Genomic DNA, 20586 nt, shown 5'->3' with positions numbered 1-20586 from the left:
AGGTTTTGCTTTTGAGGCCTTTAAAAATGTTTTTTTTAGTGTTTTTTGAGTCGGAAATGGGGCTTTAAAAGAAGATTTGCAGAATTTATAATGCGAAAAAGCACCAAAATAAGTTTAAAAATATACTTATTTTGATGCTTTTGTTATTTTTGAGGATTAAATATTTGTTAAGTAGTATTACTTATTGTTTGAAACGAAATACTTTTTTTGAAACCAAAATGCCAGATTGACTAATGCTATTAAAGCTGGAACTTCAACTAATGGTCCAATAACTCCGGCGAAAGCTTGTCCGCTATTGATACCGAAAACACCAATGGCAACTGCAATTGCTAACTCAAAGTTATTACCCGTAGCAGTAAATGCTATGGCTGTACTTTTAGAATAATCGGCGCCAAAATACTTTCCGATAAAGAAACTTATGATGAACATAAAAGTAAAGTAAATAACTAATGGAATGGCAATTCGAATTACGTTCATTGGAATTTGAACTATTAAAGCGCCTTTAAGACTGAACATTACTATTATGGTAAATAATAATGCAATTAAAGTAATATGTGAAATAACAGGAACGTATTTCTTTTGAAACCATTCTTCTCCTTTTAGATAAATTAAAAGGTATCTGCTAATGATGCCTAAAGCAAATGGAATTCCAAGATAAATTCCAACACTTTCTGCAATTTGAGCAATGCTAATATTAACTTCAAAACCTGAATAGCCAAAATAGGGTGGAAGTATGGTGATGAAAATATAAGCATAAATACTGTACAGTAGCACCTGAAAAATACTATTTAAGGCTATAAGTCCAGCGGCATATTCTCTGTTTCCATCGGCTAGGTCATTCCAAACGACAACCATTGCAATGCATCGGGCTAATCCAATCAGGATGACGCCAATCATGTATTCAGGTTGGTTGTTTAGAAATGCTAATGCTAAAAAGAACATTAATATGGGACCAATAATCCAATTCAAAATTAAAGAGGCGCTTAAAACTCTAACGTTTTGAAAAACTGTGCCCATTTGTTCGTATTTTACTTTGGCTAAAGGAGGATACATCATTAATATTAATCCCATAGCTAAGGGAATATTGGTTGTTCCGTTAGAAAATGAATTAATGAAATTACCACTTGAAGGAATGAAATTCCCTACAGCAACTCCAATAGCCATGGCTAAGAATATCCAAAGTGTTAAGTAGCTGTCTAAAAAACTTAGTTTTTTTCGATTAGCGGCTGGTGTACATTGATTGGCTGACATGTTTATTTTTTAATTTTTGAAAAAACATAAAATAATTCGCTGGCAATTTGCGTACTTCTTTCCTCATATTTTTCTGCTTGCTGAGGAGTATTGTCAAATGCTTTTGGGTCTTCAAATGTGATAGGGATACGTTTTTCAGCTCCGGCAATAAATGGGCAACCTTGGTCAGCACTGGAGCAGGTTAAAATTGCTGCAAATGCTGCTTGCGGATTGAAAGCATCATCATAAGTTTTTGAAAAACCAACTACAGGATGGCTGTTTGCTCCATGCTTGATACTGTAGATAGGGTTTTTACCCTCGGCAATCGTTTTGATTTCAAAGCCGGTATTGGCTAAAGTTTGGGCAGCCACAGGAAATAAAGCAGTCGCTTCAGTTCCACCGGAATAACAAAATACATTTTTGATGTCAAAATATGCTGCCATTGTTTGTGCCCACACTTGTGATAAATGACTTCTTCTTGAATTATGAGTACAAATAAAATTAAGTCTGATTTCTTGTTGATTAGACTGTTTGTTTTGAATAAAATCAATGAGCGGTTGTAAAGTGTTTTTACGCTCTTGGGTTAGGAAAGTAGTGTCTAATGATTGAATTTTAGTTTCAATCCTGTCAAAAAGTTCGGTTTTTACTGTTTTCATTAAATTTAGATTTTGGATTAACAACAACTTCCTCCTGGAGTACAACAATTAGTTTGAGATTGAATTTCTGAAAGTTTAATTTTTGGTTTGGTAGCAGGTATACCACATTGATCTTCTGCTAAACAAGCGGTTTTTTTGTTTAACAAAATAAAATCAGTACCTGTAAAACCTAAATCGTATTTACCGATAGTTTCAGATTGGTATTCTACTTCGATTTCGAAATCGCCGATACCTAATGTTTTTTCGGATAAAGCAATGATGTCTAAAAGTTTTTTTGGTTTTAAATGGTGTTCCAAATCATTAGCGTTCCATAATTGAAAATTGACCACTTTTTCATTGCGAATGGTACCACCACAGTCAATAAAATTTTTGGTAATCAAACCTACTTCTGTTACATGGAAGTGTTCCGGAACATAAGTTTCATTTTCTAATTTAAAAGTAACATTCTCTAATGTACTTAATATGGTTTTGATTTCTGAGAGTTTCATTTTTTTGAATTTTTAAATTAACAACATTGATTGTTTTTGCTTTCTAAATGGCTGTCAATGTGTTGGAAAAAGTGTTTTATTTTGCTAAAACCATTTTCATCAAGACAATAGCAGATGGCATTTCCTTCGAAATTTCCTTTGATAAGACCAGCATTTTTTAATTCTTTTAAATGTTGCGAAATGGTTGGCTGTGCTAAAGGCAGTTCGTTTACAATTTCTCCGCAAATACAGCTATTTACTTTGATGAGGTATTGTATGATGGCTATTCGCGCCGGATGCCCCATTGCTTTAGCAAGTATTGCCAGTTCATTTTGTTCCACTGTGAAATTGGCGGTTTTGGTAATTCCCATTGTTATATATTTATATTGCAATATTACGATAAATAAATTTAGATTTGTCCAAATGCAAAAAAAAAACTCCTCACTTTTCAGGAGGAGTTAGGTAAATCATATTATTTCTTTTGGGATGGCATGAAAACCAACAGATTTGATGTTTTTTTCAATTTCGGTAATACTAATTACTTTGTTAGTGAATACCGTAAACTCTCTGGGGAAAATGGAATTGTCAATTTGAACAGCTGTTACTCCATCAACTTTTAGAAGTTTTTCTTTGATTTCCTCTAGTTCAATTTCCTCTCTGGCGTTAGTGCTAAAAATCTTACCGTGTTCACCGGGAATGATATTATCAGTCAATAAGCTCATGATTTTTACATATTTAAATTGATTATTACTTGTTAGTTAAGTAGATTTTGTATGTTAAATTTAATCATTTATTGTGTGAAAATCAATTATTAGAACTTGCTTTTTTGACGCAAAGATTTATTGGATAGTGTTTTAGAATGTAAGCGCTGTAAAATAATAGTAATTATTCTGAAAATACCGGAATCACATCTACCGCTACTTTTACCTTATGTTCTCCCGAACTGAAAATAATACCTTTAAGAGGAGATACATCGGCAAAATCACGGCCATATGCAGTTACTATATGTCGCTGATCAGGAACCATATTGTTTGTTGGGTCAAATTCGCACCAACCCATTTCAGGAATATAAACGGCTATCCAGGCATGAGAAGCGTCTGAACCTTCCAGTTTAGGCTTTCCTTTAGGGGCTAGGGTTTCGATGTATCCACTAACGTAACGCGCTGGAATTCCCATACTTCTAATGCAGGCAATTGCCAGATGGGAAAAGTCCTGGCAAACTCCTTTTCGTTCGTTTAAAACCGTTTTTAAAGGGGTGTTGATATTGGTAACTCCTGATTTGAATTCGAATTCTGTGAATATCTTTTTAACCAAATTCAAAACGCCTTCATATAAAGGTTTGTCTGGTAATAGACAACTTTGGGCAAATGCTTTAATTTCTTCATCCCAAACGATATATTGGCTGGGTAATTGAAATAGTAACAACTCTGCTTTTAATTCTGGCGTTGTATTAATAAGATTGATTGTCTCAGCACAAGTAATAGAGCTGATAGTCGGATTCACATCAGAGTTTATTTCTACGTCACTGGATACCAGAACCTTTAAAAATTCATGGGGCTGATGTATCGAAAAAAAGTGCTGAACATTACCAAAATAATCTACCCGACTGTATATTTTAGATGGTTTTGGGTCAATATCTATTTGGAAATTAGTACAAATTTGTCTTGCCGAATTTCTAGGTTGCAAACATAATACACTTTGATAATTGTGCACTGCATTTACATAAGTATAAAGTGTTTGATGTTTTAATTTATATTTCATCCGAATTGATATTGTCTAAAGTGTCTAAAAGAGAATGTTGAATTACAGAATGATTGAAGTACAAGCTGGTTAAATTAGTTGAAACATTAGCTGTGAGTTCATAAACTTTACTCAATGTTTCGTCTAATTTTGTTCGTATTAATGTGTCTTTGTCAAATTGTACTAAACTTTCAGCATCAATTAATTTGACAATAGTGTTTGCTTCTAAAACCGATTTTTCAGCAATACTTAATTGATTTGGGTCCATGGATTTTGGTAATTTAGAAAGGAAATTAGCCAAAGTATCCAATAAGAAACTCAGAGTGTAGGGTAAGTTTGTCTCTAAGAAAACCATATTGATTACTGCTTTTAAATTTAAATGCGATTTGTAGATATTTCGATATTGAGCCAGTAAATTATGGTTTTCTAGAATCGCTTCCATCAATAAGGCTTCGACATCATCATCATTTTTATATTTAAAAGTATATTGAAATGCTGCGATTAATGAAAGTATTCTTTCTACATTTTTACCTGATTCAAGTAGGTAAAATCCGTTATCACGTGGCAAAGTCTCATAGATGTTACCATAAAAAGAGAACAGTCTAATGTGTAACTTGTCAAGAGCATGGTTTACGGTGTTGACATTGGTTGTAGCTGGGTTTTTTAGTGCAAATAAACTTTCTTCGACCAGATTGATAATTCTGCGGGTATCATGATTCCATTTTTCACTTACCTGATTGATGGTGTTTAATAATGCCTGTACATTGTAACTCACTGAACCCATTAGTCTAGGGTCGCAAATTAAACGTAGCAATTCATTAATAGGATTTTCAAAAATGGAATCATCCGGAGATATTAAGCCTTTTTCATCATTTGGATCTCCTACAAAACCCGGATAGGTTTGTGTTAAATGCGTAACCGTTCTAAGTAAAACAATTAAAAATTCAGGTTGTTCATTTTCTTTACTTCGGTATACATTTTCGTTAAGACGGCTTAAAATAATTTTTAAAAAACTACGTAAAGCCATTGAGCGCTCGCACATACGGCCTACCCAGAATAGATTTTCAGCATTTCTACTGGTTAATGTATTTCGAAGTTGATTATTCGAAATTTTTTGCTCGCCATTGTTTTTATTGTATTCAACAGGTGAATCTGTAATTATCCAGGTGTCTTTTGAAAGGCCGCCTAAGTGATTTGAAATTTCAAATTTACCTTTGATGTAGGCACTTCGGGTTAAGCCTCCTGGCATCACTTTGTATTCGTTTCCTTCAAAAATTAAAAAAGCTCTAAGAGCAGCATATCGAGGAACTAATTTTCCGTCTATGAAAGAAGGAGTTGTAGAAAGGCTTACTTCCTCCTGAGCAACATAATCTTTCGGACTTAGAAGGATTGTTTTTTTTAATGCTTCAATTTGTTCTTCGTTGAGTAATCGTCCGTAAATGGATCTAAAACCTAGTTTTCTATTGGTTTTCTTTACAATTAATTTTGGAATGTTATTTAGTACAAAATCCAATTCTTTCTTTTGTCCGCACCACCATGTTGCAACAGAATTAATTAGTAAAGGTTCGTTCAATAGAAATTTGCAGGCATTGTGCATAAAGGCTAAAAGTCCGTAGTTTTCTAATGCAGCAGTTCCGGGATTGTTTAAGACAGCAACATTGCCTAAACGGATTACTTCAAGTAAACCGGGAATGCCAATGAGAGAATCCCTTTTTAATTCTAAAGGGTCACACCAAATATCATCAACACGTTTAATGATAACATCAATACGTTCAAGCTGATCGATAGATTTTAGCCAAACATATCCATCTCTTACCACTAAGTCCGTTCCTTGTACTAAGGTGTATCCTAAATGAGACGAAAGGTACACGTGTTCAAAATAACTTTCATTTCCCGGCCCCGGTGTAAGAAAAACAACATTAGGATTTTCGTTATTAACACTTCCAATGGCATCAACGGCATTTTGTAAATTGTTGAAATATGGAGAAAGTCGTTTTCGATTTATTTTTTTATTGAGTTCAGGAAGTACTTTACTCATTACAATTCTGTTTTCAAGTGCATAACCAGAACCAGAAGGTGATTGCGTGCGAGTATCTATTAACCACATTTTGCCATCTGGTCCGCGGGCTAAATCACAAGCCAGATTAAGTAGTTGAGTAGCACCTTTTTGTTTTATATCATAACAGGGTAACAGCATGCCATTATTGTCAAAAACTAATTCAGCTGGTATAATATTGTTTTTAATTAGTTCCTGAGGACCATAAATATCTTTTAAAATTAAGTCTAGGAGTTTGGCTCTTTGTTTAAGACCTTTTTCAATGTCAACCCATTCTGTTTTATGGATTAAGAACGGTATAGGGTCTAATTTCCATTGTCTATTAGAATCATTATTAGTATCATAAACATTATAGGTAACCCCGTTTTCTTTGAGTTTTTTTATGATTTCCTGATTGCGAAATTTTAATTCTTTTAGACCAATAGATTCTAAGGTATCAAAGAATTTTTGCCAATAAGGTTTTACTTGTCCATTATTGTCAATTACTTCGTCATAGGAGTTTATGGATTCTTTATATTCGTTTAGAAGTCCTAATGAAATGCCTTGAATCATTTGTGTTTTAATTTGTTTATGCAAAATAATGATTTTTAACCGAAGAAGCTATTGGTTTGCGAAATAGATTATTATTTTCTTTTTGCAACCCAATATTGTCTTAGATCTAATGTGTTTGGATATTCAGGATTGATTAATTCAATAGGAGTATCTGCTTTTAAATTTATTTTGTTCTCAGCAACAAATCTTGAAGCTGCCGGGGTTCTGATTATCTGTGCATTTTGATCAATTGTTGTTGAAGGTGTATGGCCAAAATCCCAAAAGCGGCTTATTTTTCTCGATTCGGCTTCATAACTATTAACCGGATAAGTGTCAAAACTTCTGCCTCCCGGATGCGAGACGAAATAAGTACAGCCTCCAATAATTTTATTGTTCCAAGTATCCACTAAATCAAATACGAGCGGAACATCAATACCGATATTGGGATGTAAAGCAGAAGGCGGATTCCATGCTTTGTAGCGTATTCCGGCAACATATTCCCCTTTAGTCCCAGTACTTCTTAGTGGAATTCGGCATCCTTTGCACAGCAAAACATGTCTGTCAGGAGTAATTCCGGATACTTTTACCTGTAAACGTTCCAACGAAGAATCAACAAAACGCGCAGTTCCAGAATTTGATAACTCTTCCCCTAAAACATGCCAAGGTTCAATTCCGAGTCTTATTTCCAATTGAATATTATCCATTTGGATAGTTCCATGGTGTGGAAATCGAAACTCGAAGAAAGGATCGAACCAAGAAATATCAAAATTATATCCGGCTTCTTTTAAATCATTTACCACATCAATCATGTCCAAATAGGCAAAATGAGGTAATAAGAACTTATCGTGTAATTCAGTGCCCCAACGAATGAGTTTTTTCTTGTATGGTTTTTTCCAAAATTTAGCTACTAAAGCTCGTACCAATAAACTTTGAACTAAGTTCATGTGTTTATGTGGAGGCATATCAAAAGCGCGTAATTCTAAAATTCCCAATCTACCGGTTGAAGAATCCGGTGAAAATAGTTTATCGATACAAAATTCAGTACGATGTGTATTTCCGGTAATGTCTGTGAGTAGGTTTCTGAAAATACGGTCAACCATCCAAAATGGGATATCCTGATCATCCGGTATTTGCTCAAAAGCAATTTCCATTTCGTATAAACGTTCGTCACGACCTTCGTCGATACGAGGAGCCTGGCTTGTAGGGCCAATAAACGGACCCGCAAAAAGGTAACTTAATACAGGATGGTGTTGCCAGTAAGTAATCAAACTTCGTAATAAGTCAGGTCTTCTTAATAGCGGACTGTCTTCGGGTTTTTCGGCACCAAGGGTGACATGGTTTCCTCCGCCAGTACCTGTGTGACGACCGTCAACCATATATTTATCTGTTCCTAAACGGGAATAAAAAGCTTCTTCATACAAAGCTGTAGTGTTATCAACAATTTCCTGCCATGATTTAGCCGGATGTACATTGACTTCAATTACTCCTGGGTCAGGTGTTACCATCATTTTTTCCATGCGATAATCTGATCTTGGTTGGTAACCTTCAATTCTTACAGGTATTTGGAGTTTTTCGGCAGTTGCTTCTACAGCAGCAACCAAATCTAAATACATTTCTAAATAATCAGTAGGAGGTAGGAAAATATAAATGATTCCGTCGCGTTCTTCTACGCATAATGCTGTTGCAAAGGTGTTGACGTCAAAAAGAAGGTTTTCTTTTTCAACTTCAATATCCTCATCTGAATCTTCATTTTTAATTGCAGTGCGAGTAGGTGCTACATAATCATTGGCAATTTTTCCGTAACGTTCTGCTACAGTTTTTGAATAGTCATGTAAAGGACTTAAATCTTCAAATGGGCTTCTGTCAACTGGAATTTCTCTATTGTTTTTAGAGGTAACAGGCAGCGAATCTAGAGGAAGTCGTAATCCTAAAGGAGAATTTCCAGGTATTAAGAAACATTGTCCGCGTCTGAATTCCCATACGCAGCTTACCCAGTTTTGAGTTTCGTACTGCCATTTTAAGGGTAAAATAAATCCGGAAGGATTATTTAGACCTCTTTCTAATAATTTTGCTAAAGTATGTCTTTGAACCGAATCTTTTAAATTGACGGCTAAAGGATCGATGTTTACAGGTAGTTTGCCTTCTTCCAGAGCCCAATAAATAGGGTCTTCATAAGCAGGAGTCAAGTTATTAGGGGTAATACCAAGGTATTTGCTTAGCTCAATAGCAAATTTTTCGGCATCGTGAAAGTTGAATTTCTTGCCATCTTCTTTGGCTACCAAATCATCATTTTTCCACATGGCTACGCCATCTTTTCTCCAATATAGTGCATACTGCCATCTCGGGAAAAGTTCTCCAGGATACCATTTTCCCTGACCAAAATGCAATAATCCGCCAAAAGCAAATCTTTTTTTAAGACGTAAGGCTAAATCGTAGGCTAATTTTCGTTTCAATGGACCATCAGCAGCAGTATTCCATTCCGCCGATTCAAAATCATCAATTGAAACAAAGGTAGGTTCGCCTCCCATAGTAAGTCGTATATCACCATCAATCAGGTCTTTTTCAACGACATTACCCACTTCCATGATGTTTTGCCATTGTTCTTCGGTATAGGGTTTGGTTACTCTGGGAGTTTCATGAATGCGAAAAACCTGATTGCTGAATTCAAATTCAACCTCACAAATTTCAGTTGCACCAGTTACAGGAGCTGCACTTTCATAATCAGGAGTACAGCAAAGTGGGATGTGACCTTCTCCTGCAAATAAACCGGAAGTAGGATCAAGACCAATCCATCCGGCACCCGGAAGATAAACTTCGGTCCAGGCGTGAAGATCAGTAAAATCATTTTCCGGTCCGGAAGGTCCATCTAGTGATTTTATATCAGGTGTGAGTTGAACTAAATAACCGGATACAAAACGGGCAGCTAAACCTATTTTGCGTAAGGCTTGCACTAATAGCCAAGCAAAGTCACGACAGGAACCGCTTTTTAATTCAAGTGTTTCTTCGCAACTTTGAACACCTGCTTCCATACGGATGTTGTATTTCAAGGAATTGAATATTAATTGATTGGCGAAAACTAAAAAATCAACTGAACGTAAATCTTTTTTCTCTTTGAGTATGCTAACTAATTGATTGAGTTTGTCCCCATTTTCTTTTATCTCAAGATAGGGGATTAATTCTCTTTTTAAATTGTCATCATAGTTAAAAGGAAAATTTTCAGCATATTCTTCGATGAAAAAATCAAAAGGATTAATGACTTGCATATTAGCTATGACCTCCACATCAACACGTAATTCTTTTGTAGGTTCGTTAAAAACTACTCGTGCCTGATAATTCCCAAATGGGTCTTGTTGCCAATTGATGAAATGATCTTCAGGATAAATTTTAAAGGAGTATCCTTCAATAGTTGTTCTGGAATGAGCAGCTGGGCGAAGTCTAAAAATATGAGGGAAAAGTTTAATGTTTCTATCAAATTTATAGGCTGTTTTATGTGAGATAGCTATTTTTATTGCCATAGTAGATTTTTTTGATATTTGAATAAAGCTATTTACAAATATTGAAAAAAAATCTGTATTTATGAATTTTTAATGTTAATAATTTATTGTTTTTGAGTTTTTGGTGTTGTTATTGTGATTTTTGTGTTTTTTAATTGTGAATTTATTAAAAAAGGATTTTTGTTGTGAATTATTTGTTTTTTCGTACTTCTATGATAAAAAAACAAAACCCTTTTAGTTTTTTCTAAAAGGGTTTTGTTTGTATATTACTGTTGTTATAAACTATAACTTTGGCATATTAGTCACTAAAGTTTCGATAAATTTACTAATAGGACCTTTCACCATCATGGCCATCATCGGGTTAAAACTACCTTCAAAATCTAGTTTTACCGCAGAGGAGTTAGCTGTAGTACTTTCAATGTTAGTGATTAAAGTAAAAGGAACTTTGTCTGAGGCTGCACCAAAAACAATTTTATTAGGCGCTGTTTTTTCTTTTAGTTTTAATTGAATTTCTGGCATCCCTTTTAAACCAAATAGAAAAGAATCCTCTCCAATAACTTCAAACTTAGCAATGTTTTCCGGCATTAACTTTTCAAAATTTTTCATATCGGTTAACAGATGAAATAATTCTTCTGCCGATTTTTCAACGTTTACCTTTGGACTTTCTAAGTTCATGTGATCTTGTTTACTTTTTTCTTATACTGTTTGTCCCCAAGTGGATGGAGTTACACTCCATTCTCTTAAAGTACTTTCTTCTTTTTCAGTAATGTATTTTTTACTTACGGCTAAGTTTAGAAGATTTTGATAGTTGCTTAAAGTGTATAAGTCTAATTTTGCATTTTTGAAGTTTTCCTCAGCAACCTCAAACCCATAGGTGAAAATAGCAGCCATTCCTTTAATATTAGCACCAGCGGCACGCAATGCTTCAACAGCTTGTAAGCTACTGTTTCCAGTACTGATTAAGTCTTCAACTACTACTACATTTTGTCCTTTTTGGAGGAAGCCTTCGACTTGATTTTGACGACCGTGTTTTTTTGGTTCAGGACGTACATAAACAAATGGTAATCCCATACTTTCGGCAACCAGCATACCTATTCCGATAGCTCCGGTTGCTACTCCGGCAATTACATCTGGTTTCCCAAATTGTTTTTCGATGTTTTTTGCAAATTCATCTCTCACATAATTTCTTATGGCTGGAAATGAAAGTATTAGACGGTTATCACAATAAATAGGTGATTTCCATCCTGAAGCCCATGTAAAAGAATTTTCAGGATTCAATTTAATTGCATTTATTTGTAAAAGCAATTCGGCTGTTTTTTCGGCTGTATCTTTATTAAAAATCATAGTACAAATGTATAAAGTTTTTGTGAACGACAAACCACTTTTTTTGACAAATAAAATCTCAAAAGAGACGGATTTTCAGTTGTTTTTGTTGGAAAGTATTGATATTAAGCAAATTATAGTTAAAATTTTTCAAAATAAAATTCAAAAAGCCTATCTCTATCATCCTGACGAAAAGGAGATTATGAAAACCTTAAAGTCTAAAATTCCTGTGAATAAAGCAGGTGGAGGATTGGTTTATAATAAAAATGGAGAAGTGCTTTTTATTTTTAGAAACGGAAAATGGGATTTGCCAAAAGGAGGTGTTGAAAAAAAGGAAGAAATTGAGCAAACAGCTATTCGCGAAGTCGAAGAAGAAACTGGAGTGACCAATTTGAATATTACCAATAAACTTCAAAAAACCTATCATGTTTTTAAACGCAATGGAGTTTATAAGCTGAAAATTACACATTGGTTTGAAATGCAAACTGATTTTGAAGGAACGCCACAAGGGCAATTAGAAGAAGGAATTGAAAAAGTAGCCTGGATTCATCCGAATGATATTCCGGAGGTTTTGAAAAACTCCTATGAGAATATTAAATTGTTATTTGAAGAAGAAAATATTATAAAAAGTTAGAAGTTAGAAGTTAGAAGTTAGAAGTTAGAAGTTAGAAGTGGGAAGTTAGAAGTACAAGCAGAACACAGAATTTAGAAAGTAGATTTCAGATTAAGAATGTTATACATCTAATTTGAAATCTGTTTTTTTTATAGTGTTTCACTTCCCACTTCTGACTTCTGACTTCCCACTTTTTCACTACCTTTGCCGCATGAAAAATCATCATCCTAAAAATATACTTTCTAATTTAGGTTTCGATAGCCTGAATGAAATGCAATATGCTGCCCATGAAGCAATTTTAAATGATAACAATGTGTTGTTGTTATCGCCTACAGGATCTGGTAAAACGCTGGCTTTCCTGATGCCTGTTTTAGAAATGTTACAGCCAGAAATTCTTTCGGTGCAATGTTTAATATTAGTTCCGTCTCGTGAATTAGGTTTGCAAATCGAACAAGTTTGGAAAAAAATGGGAACTCCTTATAAAGTTAATGTTTGTTACGGAGGACATTCAATGGAGACTGAAATGAAGAATTTAAGTACGCCTCCAGCCGTTTTAATTGGAACACCGGGACGAATTGCGGATCATATTGAAAGAGAAAGTTTTCGATTGGATAAAATCCAAACCCTGATTTTAGATGAGTTTGATAAATCACTCCAATTAGGTTTTCATGAGCAAATGTCATTTATTATTGGTAGATTAGGTCGTGTAAATAAGCGTGTTTTAGTTTCGGCAACTTCCGATATTGAAATTCCTAAGTATACCGGAGTGGTTAATCCAACGGTTTTGGATTTCATTCCTGAAGAAGATGAGAAATCGACTAATCTTTCTACGCAATTGGTCATTTCTAAGGATAAAGACAAACTAAATACTTTGTTTCAATTACTTTGTTCCTTGAAATCAGAATCGGCAATTGTTTTTTGTAATCATCGGGATGCTGCTGAACGTATTAGTGATACACTAAATGAAAAAGGGATTTATTCGACCTATTATCATGGAGGAATGGATCAGGAAGAACGTGAAAGGGCTTTGATTCAGTTTAGAAACGGAAGTATCAGTTATTTGATTACGACTGATTTGGCCGCGCGTGGACTCGATATCCCAGAAATGAATCACGTAATTCATTATCATTTGCCATTAAAAGAAGATGAATTTACCCATAGAAATGGACGTACCGCGCGAATGACAGCCACTGGAACAGCGTATATAATTGCACACGAATCAGAGAAAAAAATGGATTATGTGGATTATGAAACTCTGGAGGTTTTTTCAGTTGAAAATGCGAAATCCTTACCAAAACCACCACAATTCCAAACGATTTATATTAGCGGCGGAAAGAAAAATAAATTGAATAAAATTGATATCGTAGGTTTCTTTTCCCAAAAGGGAAAATTGGAAAAAGGCGATTTGGGATTAATTGAAGTAAAAGATTTTGTTTCGTTTGCAGCTGTAAAATTCAGCAAAGTAAAAGATTTACTGCATCATATTAAGGACGAAAAAATGAAAGGAAAAAAATATAAAATTCAGGTCGCCCGAAATGTGATTAAGAAAGTAGAGGAGTAGTGTTCAGTGTTCAGTTTTTTAGTGTTCAGTTTTTTAGTGTTCAGTTTGTAATACCACTAAAGAAATGATAACTGATTTATAAAATTCGAAATATAAAAAAAAAAACGTTAGCAGAAATATATTGCTAACGTTTTTTTATGCACTAAACTTACTGACCACTTAAAAAACTGATCACTGTAAACTGATGATTATATTTTCTTCACGTACTGAGTAATAATCACAATCATTTGACCATCTACTTTCCCTTCAATATATTCGGCATTTTCATGGTCTAAACGAATGTTTCTTACGGCTGTTCCTTGTTTGGCAACCATGCTGGAACCTTTTACTTTTAAGTCTTTAATTAAAACTACCGAGTCTCCGTGTTCTAAAATCACTCCGTTACTGTCTCTGTGAACGATTTTGTTTTCATCGTCATCGCCTTCTCCGGTTGCTTTGGCCCATTCCAAAACTTCGTCTTCCAGATACATCATGTCTAGTAATTCCTGAGGCCAACCAGCCGAACGTAAACGGCTCAACATTCTCCAAGATACTACCTGTACCGGAGTATGCTCACTCCACATGCTGTCGTTTAAGCATCTCCAGTGGTTTAAGTCTTCGTTGCCTGGGTTTTCAATTTGGTCTTTACAAGTAGGACAAACAAAGATGGCCTCATCAATTCCGCCTTTTTTGGTAGGAAGTACTTCGTAAACTTTAAGGTTTTCTGTGGCACCACAAAGTTCACATTTTCCTGCACTGCGTTTATTTAATTCTCTATCTAAACTCATTTTTTATTTTTTTGGCGAATGTACAGTTATTGAGTACTTTTTGCAAGTTTTGTTTCTAGTTATTAGTCCCTAGTTCCTAGTCCTTAGTTTTTAGTCCTTAGTGTTCCGTCTACTATTTGTTAACTCATAACTCTCAACCGAAAACTACTTCACTCTTACTGCCTTTGGGACTAATAATTCATACTCCCCACCATGACGCAATACATCACGTACAATACTCGAACTGATATAAGAAGTACTGGCAGCAGTTAATAAGAATACGGTTTCTATTTTGGACAAATGGCGGTTTGTGTGTGCAATTGCTTTTTCGAATTCGAAATCAGCGGGATTGCGCAAACCACGAAGAATGAAATTAGCACCAATCTTTTTACACAAATCAATAGTTAAACCTTCATAAGTGATGACCGAAACCTTAGGTTCGTCTTTAAAGGTTTCCTCAATAAAGCGTTTTCTTTCTTCCAACGGGAACATGTATTTTTTTTCGGCATTAATCCCAATGGCAATCACGATTTCATCAAATAGCGGAATCCCTCTTTTGATAATGTCTTCATGACCTCGAGTAATAGGATCAAAAGATCCCGGAAATATGGCTTTTCTCATTTTTTGAGTTACTAAGATTCTGGAAGGCTAAGTTACAAAGTTTTTTTAGTTGACTAATTGTTTTGTGAAATTCAGGTTAGTTGTTAGTTGAATTTTGAAGGATAAATTCTATATATTTGAAAAAAGTTAATTAAAAAAAATAATAAAGTATAAATGAATGTACTCAACCAATACATAACCTTTCTAAAAGAATATAAAAAGCTACTCGAAAGAGGTGTAAAAGACGTTCTGAATTCAACTGTTTCTAGCAACTTTATTTGGATTGATGAAATAGAACACTTCATTAAATCAGGAATATGTGAATCAACCTTAATTGATATTTTTTCATCAAAATTCAAGAAACAATCTCTAATTTTCTCTCTACAAAAACCGTATAAACCAAATATACAAATCCCTAACAGATTCTTAGAAATTATTGAATTTGACGAAGCTAAAAACAAGTTTGAAAGTATTAACGGAGACGAAGAAGAACTTGTCAGTTTTCAAAATTCTACAGAGGGAAAAATTGAAATAGAAAAATTAAAAAAGTTTAAGAAAAATAAAGAAACATATTCAAAGCTTTACAGAGCTTACAATGATATTAAAAATGATTCAAATTTAGAAATTGTTTTAAGTCTTGGATTTATACAATATTCCAAATTTAATAACAATGGAAATTTATCAAAAACCAATCAACACTTATTTCATTTCCCTTTAACATTAGATATTGATTCAAACAATATTGTAAAAATTTCATTTTCTGATTTAGAAAATCCTTATGCAGATTTTTTCTTTCTCAATAATACTCCAATTGAAAAAGAAGTATTATCAAGTATCATTGATAGATTTGAAGAGAGAATTACTGAACTTGGCTATGAGTATATTTTTGAAAGCGAGTTTAAAGATTTAATTGCAAAATCTATTCAGAAAATTTCGAGTAATTCAGAATTTGATAATTCAATTTACAGACCAGAAAGCGACCATTTCAGAGAAGATTATTTTAGGGTGCTATTTTCTCCTGCAATAAATATTAAACAAAGAAAGCCACGTTTTTTTGAAAAATTAACGGATTCGATTATTAAACACAATGATGAAAATGAAATAGAAGCAAAACTATTTAATTTGTTAGTTAGAAATCCTGAATCATCAGGAAATAATTCTTACACAAAACCTAACTATTTTAAAGACGAACTTTTTGAAACTCATAAAGGCAAAGCTAAAAACCTAAATGGAGACGACGACTTTTCTGTGTTTTTTCCTCTTCCATTCAACAAAGAACAAAAGCAGATTTATGAAAACTATCTAAAAAACAGATTGACAGTTGTTACAGGTCCTCCAGGAACAGGAAAATCTCATACAATAGTAAACATACTTTGTTCTTTGTTAGCACAAGGGAAAAGAGTACTTGTTACAGCACAAACAGATAAGGCTTTAGAATCTTTACTTGATAAGATTCCTGAAACTTTTGATGATTTGATATTCACAAAAATTCAATTGGAAACTAATCAGAATCGGTTTTCTTTAGAAAAAAGTATTGGCAATATTTCAAAAATTCTGACTGACAATTTTTATCTAAATGTCGAAACTAAAATTGAAAAATTAGACAATTTAAAAGCTGAATATGTAAAATTAAAATCGGAAATTATTCGTGCTCTTGAAAAAGAATACACTCAAATAAGAATTAATGATTCCTTTGAAAATTTAAGAGCCTACCAAATTGTTGAAAAATTTGAATCAAAAGAATCCGAAGAATGGAATTGGATTCAGGATGAACTATCAAATGAAGTTATATCCAATTTTGAAGTTATAAAAGATGAGATTTTAAAATACAAACAATTAATTGGAACAGAAATCCGATACAATAATGTTATCAATATTGACATTTCAACAATTTTGAAAAAGCTAGAAAGTTTTGATTTTAAAAACTTTCTAAATATTCAAGAGCAATATGCTAAACATTTAAATCATTTAGGATTAAATGAGTATTCCAAAGATAAGGTGCTAAATATCCAGTTAGAAAACATTACAAAAATTGCAAATGAATTTTCTAACTCGGATATCGTTCTCAAAAACATCAAGGAATTAGAGAATTTACAAAGACAACTAAATAATCAAGTATTACAAGAAAACTTAACAATAAATAAGACGTTTAGTGACCTTACTGAAAATGGAACAAAGTATCTTTTAGACATTGAAACATATTTATCATTTGCTGAAAATGGTAAAGCAGGATTTTTCACAAAGCTTACAAATTCCAATTTTAAGCAAGTTTCATATTTAGAGCAATTTACTATAAACGGCAAAAAGTGTAATACTAAAACCGAAATATTACAATTGAAATTGGCAGTTGAAAACCTCATTATTATCAACAAGAATTTCACTTTGTTGAAACAAAATGGTTTTTCGTTTTCTTATGATGATAACTCCAATCTACATGAAAAAAGTCTAGTTTTAAAGGAAGTTTTAAAAAAGGTAGAAACAAACAAAGAAGTTGTTTCTAAAATTCAATTCAATGCAAATTTTATAAATCTTTCAGAATACACTCAAATCAATTTATTTGATATAGATAATTTATCAAGGAAAGCAATAGTATTAAAAGGTGATATTGATAAATTAGGGAAAGTAAATGGTCAATTAATCGAGAACCTTCAAATATTAAAAAACATTGATTCAATAATTGAGCAATCTTCATTAAAGAATGAATTTTCAAATTTTTTACCTGTTGATAAAATTGGAGAAGTACAAGATTTTGAACTTTTAAAGAGCAGATTTTTAGAAATAGGCAAGCAACTTGAGGTAGAGCAAACCTTTCTCAACCTAAAAAAATCTTTGAGAGATTTGCTTCCGAATACTTTTGATTCACTTGAAAACATTCCTATTCATTATATTTCAAAAGAAAATTTTGAATATGCTTCTGCAAAAACATTCATTAAGAAAAACGAATTTATTGATTTACAAAAGTGCAAAGAAGAATTATCGTTTATCAATAAAAAAATATTCCAAATTAAATGCGATATTTTATTTGACCTAGCAAAATCAAACTTTAAAAACAAGTTTGATAATAATGAAATTGATGCTTTTATTAATTTGCTTGAAGAATACAAATATAATCTTTCTCAAAGTGTTAGGAAAATTCGTAATCAAACTCAATATCAAATTCTTACACGAAAAAATAGTATTGATATTAGCAAGAGGTTGTCTTGTTGGGTAATGAAATTTAATGATGTTTTAAATTCGGTAGGAAGTGAACCTGAAATTTTTGATTGTGTTATTGTTGATGAAGCAAGTCAATTAGACTTTAACAGTCTTATTTTAAGCTATTATGCAGAAAATATGATAATTGTTGGAGACGACAAACAAACATCTCCAAGCAGTCTTACAGGTGCAGACGGAAACGATTTTGAATCTATAAAAAATAAACATCTCAAATTTTTAGGAGCAAACGCACTTCATATTAAAAGTGATAATAGTTTGTTTATGCTTTCAAAGATGGTTGCAGGAACTGCAAATCTAACTTTGAGAGAACATTTCAGATGTGTTCCTGAAATTATTGAATTCTCAAAATTTCATTTTTATGACAATTCGTTACGACCTCTGAAACAGATTAATTCAAACAGACTTAATCCAAAAGAAACTGTTTTTGTAAACGATGCATTTACAGAAGACAAAATTGTTTATAAAGAAATCGAAGAAATTAAAAAATTTCTTCAAAGAATATTAAAAGACGAACAATATTCAAATAAATCCATTGGCGTAGTAAGTTTAGGATTGGCAAAACATACTGAAAAACTAAAAGACATAAAAGAGGATTTAGCAAATGAATTCGGAAAGGAGAAAATAGATAAGCATAAACTTATCATAGAAGATTCTCCAAAATTTCAAGGAGATGAAAGAGATGTTATGATTGTTTCTCTTGGAGTTGCATTAGATTTTCAGAAATTAAAAGAAAATCAAAATGCCAAACCACGAGCAATTATTAGTGACCAAGACGAATTTAAAAAAATTAATGTCGCATTAAGTCGTGCAAAAGAACAAATGATTTTATTTCATTCTGTTGAGCATAACGATTTACAAACAAATGACTTTAGAAATAAAATTTTGAGTTTCTTCAAAGATGAAGCAAAACCCATTTCTCAATTACAAATTGACAACAATAATATTGAAAGATATCGCCATAATGTACCAGAACCCTTTGACAGCTGGTTTGAATGTGATATTGCCAAAGCACTTATTGAAAATGGATATAGCTATATCCAACCGCAATTTGAAGTTAAAGAAAAAGAAGAAGCAAATTCATTCTATAACCATAAAACCAATAAATATCAAGGATTTGTACATTTTAAAATAGATTTAGTCGTTCACAATAACGGTAAAAGAGTAGCAATTGAATGTGATGGTGATCCTTTTCATTCGCTTCCAGAAGATGTTGCCTATGATGTTGAAAGACAAGAATTTTTAGAGCGAGTAGGTTGGAAAGTTTATAGAGTTTTATATTCTGCTTATAAAAGAAATCCAAGTGAAGAAATTGAAAAAATGGTCAATTTCATTGAAAAAAACACAAAAAAAGACCATAAAATAATTATTGAAAAAACAATTGAATTAAAAGAAGAATTTGAAGATGAAACAGAGTATGATAATGAGGAAGAAATACCCGAATATGTTTTGCCGAAACATAAATCATATATTGATTTTTTAGAGGAGAATATTGATGATACTAATTCTATAATTGAATCAAGTAAAGTTAAATCAAATTATAGACACAAGTCATTTATAGACTATCTTGAAGAAGATATAGAAGAATCAAATCAACTTGATTTGTTTTCAGAAAAAACGAAAGTTTTATGTTATTTCAATCTTTTTAGAGACAATAGCTTTAAAATAGAGGAACAACAAAATGAAAATTGTTTGTTTTCTTTGCCTATTGAGGAAAAGTTTAAAGATGGTTTTCTTCTTCAGTGTTATGATAACGGTCATATAAACAAAGTTTATGTAAAAACGATACTAGAAAAGAGAATGAATTATCATTATTCTAATGGTAAAAATCCCAACGCAAATATTGTTTATCTCAAGTTGATTGAAGCAGACACGATTATTGCTTTAAAAATAAAACGAGGTTTAGAAACCGTTTTTAAAGCTCACAAAACTGAAAATATTTCAAACAGAGAGCTTTTGCATTTGCAAGGATACAAGGTTGTTTATCAAAGTAATGAAAATATTGAGTATAAAGTTTTGCCTAAAAATATTTATGAAAATATTAAACGCTTAGTGTTCACTAGTTTTACAGCTGAGGGCAAATCGGTGTTTAATAATTACTATGAAAATGAATGGAATACAATCAAAAAAAATATGCCAAAATTAGTTGAGTGAAAAGTTTGAAAATTTTGTAGAGTTACATGATGAGATTCCTCCTTAGTAGGAATGACAAGATTGTGAGGAATTCGTTTAATTGAAAAGGCATATTCATAATACCTCAATCTATTGTTTTTCATAAAAATAGGTATTATATTAGAAGAAACAAACCCCGAAATTGCTCAAAAGGAGTCAAAAACGGGGTTTTCTTTTATAGTGT

Annotated in this window: 15 protein-coding genes; 3 read left to right on the top strand and 12 right to left on the bottom strand. The window is 32.7% G+C overall.

Features of this window, described 5'->3' with window-relative positions:
• Positions 1-177 precede the first annotated feature (177 nt).
• The 10 genes from arsB to pyrE form a co-directional block, all read right to left on the bottom strand.
• Positions 178-1251, bottom strand: a complete 1074-nt coding sequence (gene arsB, locus AAEO59_RS15145; protein ID WP_341701595.1) for an ACR3 family arsenite efflux transporter — start codon at positions 1249-1251, stop codon at positions 178-180.
• 2 nt (positions 1252-1253) lie between these two features.
• Positions 1254-1886 (bottom strand): arsenate-mycothiol transferase ArsC, encoded by a 633-nt coding sequence (locus AAEO59_RS15140; protein ID WP_341701594.1) that lies wholly within the window; start codon positions 1884-1886, stop codon positions 1254-1256.
• Positions 1887-1903: 17 nt separating this feature from the next.
• Positions 1904-2374 (bottom strand): DUF6428 family protein, encoded by a 471-nt coding sequence (locus AAEO59_RS15135; RefSeq protein WP_341701593.1) that lies wholly within the window; start codon positions 2372-2374, stop codon positions 1904-1906.
• A gap of 17 nt (positions 2375-2391) precedes the next feature.
• The gene (locus AAEO59_RS15130; protein WP_341701592.1) at positions 2392-2724 is read right to left on the bottom strand and encodes an ArsR/SmtB family transcription factor; all 333 of its coding nucleotides are present in this window, start codon (positions 2722-2724) and stop codon (positions 2392-2394) included.
• Positions 2725-2820: 96 nt separating this feature from the next.
• Positions 2821-3075, bottom strand: a complete 255-nt coding sequence (locus AAEO59_RS15125; protein WP_341701591.1) for a heavy-metal-associated domain-containing protein — start codon at positions 3073-3075, stop codon at positions 2821-2823.
• A gap of 163 nt (positions 3076-3238) precedes the next feature.
• Positions 3239-4114 (bottom strand): transglutaminase family protein, encoded by an 876-nt coding sequence (locus tag AAEO59_RS15120; RefSeq protein ID WP_341701590.1) that lies wholly within the window; start codon positions 4112-4114, stop codon positions 3239-3241.
• A complete protein-coding gene (locus AAEO59_RS15115) occupies positions 4104-6725 on the bottom strand; it encodes a circularly permuted type 2 ATP-grasp protein (protein WP_341701589.1) in 2622 nt (873 codons plus the stop codon). Before AAEO59_RS15115 ends, AAEO59_RS15120 begins: the two co-directional genes overlap by 11 nt.
• A 47-nt stretch (positions 6726-6772) precedes the next feature.
• On the bottom strand, positions 6773-10195 hold the full coding sequence (locus AAEO59_RS15110) for a transglutaminase family protein (RefSeq protein WP_341701588.1): 3423 nt from the start codon (positions 10193-10195) through the stop codon (positions 6773-6775).
• A gap of 261 nt (positions 10196-10456) precedes the next feature.
• Positions 10457-10849: an SRPBCC family protein gene (locus AAEO59_RS15105; protein WP_341701587.1), complete on the bottom strand. Its 393-nt coding sequence runs from the start codon at positions 10847-10849 to the stop codon at positions 10457-10459.
• A gap of 21 nt (positions 10850-10870) precedes the next feature.
• A complete protein-coding gene (gene pyrE, locus AAEO59_RS15100) occupies positions 10871-11518 on the bottom strand; it encodes an orotate phosphoribosyltransferase (RefSeq protein WP_341701586.1) in 648 nt (215 codons plus the stop codon).
• Between the two features lie 7 nt (positions 11519-11525).
• Here pyrE and AAEO59_RS15095 point away from each other — a divergent pair, with 7 nt between their 5' ends.
• On the top strand, positions 11526-12131 hold the full coding sequence (locus AAEO59_RS15095; RefSeq protein WP_341701585.1) for an NUDIX hydrolase: 606 nt from the start codon (positions 11526-11528) through the stop codon (positions 12129-12131).
• Positions 12132-12321: 190 nt separating this feature from the next.
• Positions 12322-13671 carry a DEAD/DEAH box helicase gene (locus AAEO59_RS15090; protein ID WP_341701584.1) on the top strand — a complete coding sequence of 450 codons (1350 nt, stop codon included), beginning with the start codon at positions 12322-12324 and terminating at the stop codon, positions 13669-13671.
• 188 nt (positions 13672-13859) lie between these two features.
• Here AAEO59_RS15090 and AAEO59_RS15085 read toward each other — a convergent pair whose 3' ends face one another.
• Together AAEO59_RS15085 and coaD are read right to left on the bottom strand one after the other, a co-directional pair.
• The gene (locus tag AAEO59_RS15085; RefSeq protein ID WP_341701583.1) at positions 13860-14438 is read right to left on the bottom strand and encodes a PhnA domain-containing protein; all 579 of its coding nucleotides are present in this window, start codon (positions 14436-14438) and stop codon (positions 13860-13862) included.
• A gap of 144 nt (positions 14439-14582) precedes the next feature.
• Positions 14583-15038, bottom strand: a complete 456-nt coding sequence (gene coaD, locus AAEO59_RS15080) for a pantetheine-phosphate adenylyltransferase (protein ID WP_341701582.1) — start codon at positions 15036-15038, stop codon at positions 14583-14585.
• Between the two features lie 153 nt (positions 15039-15191).
• Between coaD and AAEO59_RS15075 the strand changes: the two genes are divergently transcribed.
• Entirely contained in the window at positions 15192-20384 is a 5193-nt protein-coding gene (locus tag AAEO59_RS15075) for an AAA domain-containing protein (RefSeq protein ID WP_341701581.1), read from the top strand.
• The last annotated feature ends 202 nt before the right edge of the window (positions 20385-20586 follow it).

This window comes from Flavobacterium flavipallidum, from assembly GCF_038289905.1.
Classification (GTDB): Bacteria; Bacteroidota; Bacteroidia; order Flavobacteriales; family Flavobacteriaceae; genus Flavobacterium; species Flavobacterium flavipallidum.
Note: the sequence above shows the minus strand (reverse complement) of the source record. Positions and strands in the feature narration are given on the sequence as shown.